Annotated in this window: 7 protein-coding genes; all 7 read left to right on the forward strand. The window is 71.3% G+C overall.

What is annotated here, in order from left to right; translation table 11 throughout:
- A partial coding sequence (locus ASE88_RS19070) for a head-tail connector protein (protein WP_162233377.1) occupies positions 1 to 247 on the forward strand: 247 nt, incomplete at its 5' end.
- Entirely contained in the window at positions 244 to 627 is a 384-nt protein-coding gene (locus tag ASE88_RS00310) for a DUF3168 domain-containing protein (protein ID WP_056474080.1), read from the forward strand. The genes ASE88_RS19070 and ASE88_RS00310, both read left to right, overlap by 4 nt.
- Before the next feature lie 27 nt (positions 628 to 654).
- The gene (locus ASE88_RS00315; RefSeq protein WP_055882232.1) at positions 655 to 1,062 is read left to right on the forward strand and encodes a phage tail tube protein; all 408 of its coding nucleotides are present in this window, start codon (positions 655 to 657) and stop codon (positions 1,060 to 1,062) included.
- Between the two features lie 142 nt (positions 1,063 to 1,204).
- On the forward strand, positions 1,205 to 1,519 hold the full coding sequence (locus ASE88_RS00320; RefSeq protein WP_056474083.1) for a gene transfer agent family protein: 315 nt from the start codon (positions 1,205 to 1,207) through the stop codon (positions 1,517 to 1,519).
- A complete protein-coding gene (locus ASE88_RS00325) occupies positions 1,516 to 1,707 on the forward strand; it encodes a phage tail assembly chaperone (RefSeq protein WP_056474087.1) in 192 nt (63 codons plus the stop codon). Before ASE88_RS00320 ends, ASE88_RS00325 begins: the two co-directional genes overlap by 4 nt.
- Positions 1,700 to 2,254, forward strand: a complete 555-nt coding sequence (locus ASE88_RS00330; protein WP_056474093.1) for a hypothetical protein — start codon at positions 1,700 to 1,702, stop codon at positions 2,252 to 2,254. Before ASE88_RS00325 ends, ASE88_RS00330 begins: the two co-directional genes overlap by 8 nt.
- Before the next feature lie 160 nt (positions 2,255 to 2,414).
- Positions 2,415 to 4,712: a DUF2460 domain-containing protein gene (locus ASE88_RS00335; protein WP_056474098.1), complete on the forward strand. Its 2,298-nt coding sequence runs from the start codon at positions 2,415 to 2,417 to the stop codon at positions 4,710 to 4,712.
- Positions 4,713 to 4,788 lie beyond the last annotated feature (76 nt).

A 4,788-nucleotide genomic window follows, 5' to 3' on the forward strand; every position in this document is an offset into this window, starting at 1 on the left:
CGATGCGGACGGGGTGGGGTGGGTTCGGGTGCTGGCTGCGGGGTCCGCGGGTCGCGTGGCGGTCGCGTATGCCGCGGGGCTGGCCTCGAGCTTCGAGGCGGTGCCCGCGCCTATCGCGCAAGGGGTGGCGATGCTGGTCGCGCATCTGTTCGATCACCGCGAGAGCGATGTCGCGCCGCCGGCGGCGGTGGCGGCGCTGTGGCGGCCGTATCGGCGGATGAGGCTTGGCCTTCAGGTGCATTCGTGAGCGGCCGGATGGTCTTGCAGGCGGCGATCGTCGCTCGGTTGAACGCGGTGCTGGACGTGAGCGTGTTCGATGCGCCGCCGGTGCGGGGGGGGCTGCCTTATGCGGTGGTCGACGAGCCGGTGCTGTCGGACTGGAGCACGAAGACCTGGGTCGGGCGCGAGGGGCGCGTGCTGCTGACGCTGGTCGATGGCGGCGAGCGGCCGGTCCGGCTGCGCGCGCTGCTGGCGGCGGCGGAGGAGGGACTGGAGGCGCTGCCGCCCGATCTTGGTGAGGGGTGGCGCGTGGTGCGGTTGGCGCTGGTGCGGTCGCGCGTGCTGCGCGTCGGGGATCGGTGGCGGGGCGCGTCCGAGTTTCTGGTGCGGATGTACCGGGAGAGTTGAGCGGCACGGTTTTGGGGAGAAATCGACATGGCGGTGGAGAAGGGGAGTGCGTTCCTGCTGAAGGTCGGGAACGGGGCGGTGCCGGTGGTCTATGCGACGGTCGCCGGGCTGCGGACGACGCAGATGTCGGTGAATGGCGAGGCGATCGTCGTGACCACCAAGGACTCGGGCGGGTGGCGGCAGTTGCTGTCGGGGGCCGGGGTGCGCAGCGTGTCCGTGTCGGGCGCGGGGGTGTTTACCGGCTCGGCGGCCGAGCTGCGCGTGAAGGCCAGCGCGCTGACTGGCGTGCTCGACGATTATCGGCTGGCGTTCGAGGGCGGCGATACGATGACGGGGAAGTTCCTCGTGTCGCGGCTGGATTACGCCGGGGATTTCAATGGGGAGCGATCCTACACGCTGAGCCTGGAGAGTTCCGGGGCGGTCGTGGTGGGGTAGGTTTTAGGCCGCTGTTGCGATGCGAGGGTGAGAGGCTTCGGGGCGGGGGTTCCGTGCCTCACGCCCCTCTCCCTCCCACGCGCAAGCGCGCGCGGGCCCCTCCCTCTCCCCGGAGGGGCGAGGGAAACAGGAAGGATATCTCATGAGCGAGTTGGCGAATGCGGTTCGGGGGGAGGCTTCTCTCCGGGTCGGGGGAGAGGTGGTTGTGTTGCGGCCCAGCTTTGCGGCGCTGGTCGCGGCGGAAAGCGAGTTGGGGCCTTTGTTCGCGCTGGTCGAGCGGGCGGCGGAGGGGCGGCTTGGGATCGGTGAGATGGTGGGGCTGTTTTGGCATTGTCTGCGCGATGGCCCCGAGGGGGTTACGCGGGACCGGCTGGGCGAGGCGGTGGTAGAGGCGGGGCTGGCGGCGGTGACGCCGGTGCTGCGCGTGCTGCTGCGGCAGATCCTGGCGGGCAAATGACGTTCGCGGACAGCGCGGGGCGGCTCGCGGGGTTTGCGGGGGCGGTGCTGGGATGGGCGCCGGAGATGTTCTGGCGGGCGACGCCGGCGGAATTGGCGGGAGTGGTCAGCGCGCTGACGGGGGAGGCGGAGACGCCGCCTGATGCGTCGACGATCGCGCGGTTGAGGGGGGCTTTTCCTGATGGATGACGATCTGGAGCCGGCGCTGCTGAGCGTGCGGGTGGGGACGGCCGGGTTTGCGCGCGATGTCGCGTCGATGCGCGACCAGCTGGAAAGCGTGCTGGGGAGCGGCGCCGAACGGGCGTCGCTGCGCGTCGAGGCGGGGCTGTTGCGCGCGGTGCGGTCGGGGAAATTGGGGTTCGAGGAGTTGAAGGGGGTCGCGCTGTCGGCGCTGGATGCGATCGCGTCGGCGGCGCTGAAGGCGGGGGTGCAGTCGGTGGTGGGGGGCGGAGGCTTGAGTGGGGCGCTCGCCAGCCTGGTGGGTGGATTGCCGGGGCGGGCGACCGGCGGGCCGGTGTCGCCGGGGCGCGCGTATGTCGTCGGCGAGCGCGGGGCGGAGCTGTTCGTGCCGACTACCAGCGGGCGGGTCGAAGCAGGCGGCGGCGGGGGCGGGGGCGTGCGCGAGGTTCGCGTGGCGATCACGGTCACTGCGGCCGCAGGGAGTGCGCCGGGCGCGCTGGCGCAGTCGAGCCGGCAGGTGGCGCGCGCGGTCAAGGCGGCGTTGGCGAGCGAATAGACCCTCTCCCCGACGGGGAGAGTGAAGGCGGAGCACATGCGACGGGAGAGTGAGGGGCTTTGGGGCGGGGGGTCCGTGCCTCACGCCCCTCTCCCTCCCACGCGCAAGCGCGCGCGGGCCCCTCCCTCTCCCCGGAGGGGCGAGGAAATAGGAGAATCTTATGGCGCATTGGCTTTGCTCGGGGCGGACGGTGCAGGTCGAGGGGCTTGTTTCGCGGTTCGATCCCCGGTTCTGGACGGTGGATTTTCCTCGGCCGATGATGGCGTCCGTCGTTACCACCGCCGCCGACGCGCTGCGGGTGGATGCGGTGTTCTACAAGGCGGACGATCTGGCCGGGGTGATCTGGGCGGCGGAGGATCGGTTCGACCATCCGTTGCTCACATACGAGACGTCGCGGGATTTTCGCGCGTGTCGGCTGGCGTTCCGGTGGCGGTCGGGCGGGGTGATGGCGCTGGACGCGATCAACGGGCCGACGCTGACGATCGAGGGGCGCGATGCGGCGGGAGTCGCGCGGTCCTGGTATGTGCGGTTGTGGAATTATGCGGTCGGAACGCCCGAGGATGCGCGCGTTTCGCTCGATTTCGCGGCGATGGCGGGCGGGTTCGACTTGCCCGCGGATGTGGAGCCGGTCTGGGCGGGGGACATCGACCGGATGTTCGTGTCGCTGGTGCCGCCGAACTATACCAAGGTCGACGTGCCGCTGGCGGTGCCGCGCGAGGGGTGGGTCGAGTGGACCGACATGGTCTGCGAGGGGCCGGGGTCGGTGCTGGCGATCGGCGACGCGGTGGTGCCCGAGCACGGGGTGCGGATCGCGGGCGGGTATGACGACAGCTACAACCTGACGCCCGCGCGGCTGCTGCGCAATGCGCTGCATCTCGGGTACCGGGGCAGCATCACGCATTATGTCGGCATGAGCCATTATTTCCGGCTCGAGGCGCTCGGGGGCGGGTTCTACGTGTCGCTGGCCGGAGGCGCGCTGAACGTGGCCTGTGCGGCGTGGCATCGGGATTTTGCGGAGCGCGCGCGCGCGCTCGGTTTCGACGTCATCTGGTCGCTGAGCTACGAGCTATTCGACGCGCATTGCTGGAACGACTGGAAGCAGCGGGCGGCCGATGGCGCGCACGCGCTGACCGGGTGGGAACCGCCCTCGACTCTGCTGTCGCCGGCGCATGGCGGGGCGATGGCGTATCTGCAGGCGGTGGCGCGCGCGTTCCTGGGGATCGCGGTGGCGGCCGGCTTGGCGCCCAAGTTCCAGGTCGGCGAGCCGTGGTGGTGGGTGATGCCCGATGGGCGGCCGTGCCTGTATGACGCGAGCGCCGTGGCGGCGTTCGCGCCGGTGGCGATCGCGAGCCTGCGGGGGGCCAAGTCGGCGGGCGAGATCGCGACGCTGGACGCCGCGGGGGCGTGTCTGGCGGCGTCGACGGCGGCGCTGGTGGCGGCGGCGAAGGCGGAAGCGCTTTCGCTGGGCGCGCAGGGCTGCGTGTCGCATCTGCTGACATATCTGCCGACCGTGCTGGATGCGGCGGCGCCCGAGGCGAAGCGCGCGAACATGCCGGTGGGGTGGGCGAGCCCGGCGTTCGATGTCCTGCAGCTCGAGGATTACGACTGGGTGACCGCGGGGGACAGCGCATCGTCGGCGGACGGCGTGGCGGTGGCGGTCGCGCGGCTGGGCTATCCGGTGGATCGCCAGCATTACCTGTCGGGGTTCGTGTTGCGGCCCGACCAGGCGGTGCAGTGGACGCTGATCGAGGCGGCGGCGCAGGCCGCGCGGCGGCGCGGCGTGGCGGAGACGTTTCTATGGGCGCTGCCGCAGGTGATGCGGGACGGGTTCGTGCATTTCGATACTGCCAGTGCAACCGGGGAGACCGAGGCTGTGGACGCGTTCGACGATGTGCTGTTCCCGCTGGAGCTGGGACGCGAGGCGGAGGTCGCGCCGGGATTCTCGACCGCGATCCTCACGAGTGCGGGGGGACGCGAGGCACGCAATGCGGGCTGGGCGGAGGCGCGGACGGCGTATGATGTCGGGCCGGGGCTGCGCAGCGAAGCGGATATCGCGGTGCTGCTCGCGTTCTTTCGCGCGCGGATGGGCGCGGCGCGCGCGTTCCGGCTGCGTGATCCGTTCGACTTTGCGGCGGGCGGTCAGGCGATCGGGACGGGGGATGGCGTCCAGCGCCGGTTCGCGCTGGTGAAATGGTACGAGCGCGCGGCGCGGCGGATCACGCGGCCGGTGCCCGGCAGTATCTCGGTCAGCGTCGGCGGGGTGGGGACGGCGGCGTTCTCGGTCGAGGCTGGCGGGTGGGTGGTGCTGGATGTGGCGCCTGCAACCGGCGTGGTGGTGACCGCCGGGTTCGTGTTCGATGTGCCGGTGCGGTTTGCCGAGGATCGGTTGAGCGTGGCGCGGGCGACGTTCCTTGCGGGGGTGGCGGCGAGCGTCCCGCTGGTCGAGGTGCGGGAATAACCCTCTCCCGTCGGGAGAGGGAAGGAGGAGCCGTAGGCGACGGGAGGGTGAGGGCACGTGCTTTCACCCGCCGCGT

Origin of the sequence: Sphingomonas sp. Leaf38 (genome assembly GCF_001421825.1) — a bacterium.
Classification (GTDB): domain Bacteria; phylum Pseudomonadota; class Alphaproteobacteria; order Sphingomonadales; family Sphingomonadaceae; genus Sphingomonas.

Excerpts from the sequence above, each read along its gene's own strand:
- ASE88_RS00315 (WP_055882232.1), top strand. The coding sequence starts at position 655 with ATGGCGGTGGAGAAGGGGAGTGCGTTCCTGCTGAAGGTCGGGAACGGG.
- ASE88_RS00330 (WP_056474093.1), top strand. The coding sequence starts at position 1,700 with ATGGATGACGATCTGGAGCCGGCGCTGCTGAGCGTGCGGGTGGGGACG.
- ASE88_RS00325 (WP_056474087.1), top strand. The coding sequence starts at position 1,516 with ATGACGTTCGCGGACAGCGCGGGGCGGCTCGCGGGGTTTGCGGGGGCG.
- ASE88_RS00320 (WP_056474083.1), top strand. The coding sequence starts at position 1,205 with ATGAGCGAGTTGGCGAATGCGGTTCGGGGGGAGGCTTCTCTCCGGGTC.
- ASE88_RS00335 (WP_056474098.1), top strand. The coding sequence starts at position 2,415 with ATGGCGCATTGGCTTTGCTCGGGGCGGACGGTGCAGGTCGAGGGGCTT.